The sequence below is a fragment of the Acinetobacter sp. YH12227 genome, assembly GCF_013417785.1.
Lineage (GTDB): Bacteria > Pseudomonadota > Gammaproteobacteria > Pseudomonadales > Moraxellaceae > Acinetobacter > Acinetobacter gandensis.
Genome location: NZ_VPDH01000191.1, coordinates 1 through 1,066, shown reverse-complemented (window position 1 = coordinate 1,066; position 1,066 = coordinate 1). Strand labels below are relative to the sequence as shown.

At 36.1% G+C, this 1,066-nt stretch carries 2 protein-coding genes; both read right to left on the bottom strand.

What is annotated here, in order from left to right; genetic code table 11:
* Nucleotides 1–167: 167 nt before the first annotated feature.
* Entirely contained in the window at nucleotides 168–440 is a 273-nt protein-coding gene (gene nadS, locus FTV09_RS17885) for a NadS family protein (RefSeq protein WP_111861356.1), read from the bottom strand.
* Entirely contained in the window at nucleotides 433–753 is a 321-nt protein-coding gene (locus FTV09_RS17880; protein ID WP_111861355.1) for a type II toxin-antitoxin system RelE/ParE family toxin, read from the bottom strand. Before FTV09_RS17880 ends, nadS begins: the two co-directional genes overlap by 8 nt.
* Between the last annotated feature and the right edge of the window lie 313 nt (nucleotides 754–1,066).

The window sequence follows — 1,066 nt, the reverse complement described above, 5'->3', positions numbered from 1 at the left end:
TTCAGATGAGTTGAATATAGCACTTATTCGGCTCATAACAAGAGCCGAATATGATAATTAATCAGCTCATTTTTTATAGGACATTTTAAATAGTTTATCGCATAGACATTTTAATTGGGGAATAACACAAAAAATGGGAGCTAAGCTCCCATTTTTAATGAATATTTTTAAATAAGGCTAGGATGTGCATCTAAGATTCTAATTAATGTTGCCGCTGGTCCTGTCGGATAGCGTCGGCCTTGTTCCCAGTTTTGCAGGGTGCGATGACTGATGTGGAGACGTGCAGCAAATTCGCTTTGACTTAAACCAGTTTTTTCTCGGACTTCCTTAATATCAGGTAATTCAAGTTCGGTTGTTCGACTTGCTTTGATCTCTTTGCGTTTGATTGCTCCAGCTTCTTTAATCGAAGCGACCAAGTCATCAAATAAATTGTTATCCATGAAATTGCTCCTTCACGAGTTGGCGCAGAATGGCGGTTTCTTTATCCGTTAGATCATCTTTTACAGATTTTGGATAAGCCACCAAGAAAAAGATTTGATCATCCTCATTTACCCAATAGTAAATTACTCTGATACCGCCACTTTTACCTTTATTACCTTGAGCGCAACGTACTTTCCGAATGCCACCACCATTCTTGATCAAGTCACCTTTATCAGGTTGAACCAATAGATCTTGTTGAAGTTGACGATATTCCTCATCAGATACAAGGTCTTTGATTTGCTTGGTAAAGATACTAGTTTCAATGAATAACATAGATTCTATGTACGTCAATGGCGTACAAGTATTCTAGCAGTTTCCACATTAAAAAACGAGAGCTGCTGCCCTCTGCTGCTGCTGTTATTCCCAAGTAGAAATGTCCTACTGCTGTTTGTTGTTGTTTAACTTCGTATAACGTGTATTATGTTAATTTTAGATATTAAGAAATTAACATATAGTCATTAGACTTCCTTCATAAATCATTTTTCAATCAATTTAATTGTTTATCTTTCACCCAATCTAAATTGTATATGCCAGCAAGTAAATTAAACCGCAGGTTTAATCTTTTACGACGATTTCTATATACACA

Bases quoted from the DNA above. Each gene is read 5' to 3' on its own strand.
- nadS (WP_111861356.1), bottom strand. From the start codon at position 440: ATGGATAACAATTTATTTGATGACTTGGTCGCTTCGATTAAAGAAGCT.
- FTV09_RS17880 (WP_111861355.1), bottom strand. From the start codon at position 753: ATGTTATTCATTGAAACTAGTATCTTTACCAAGCAAATCAAAGACCTT.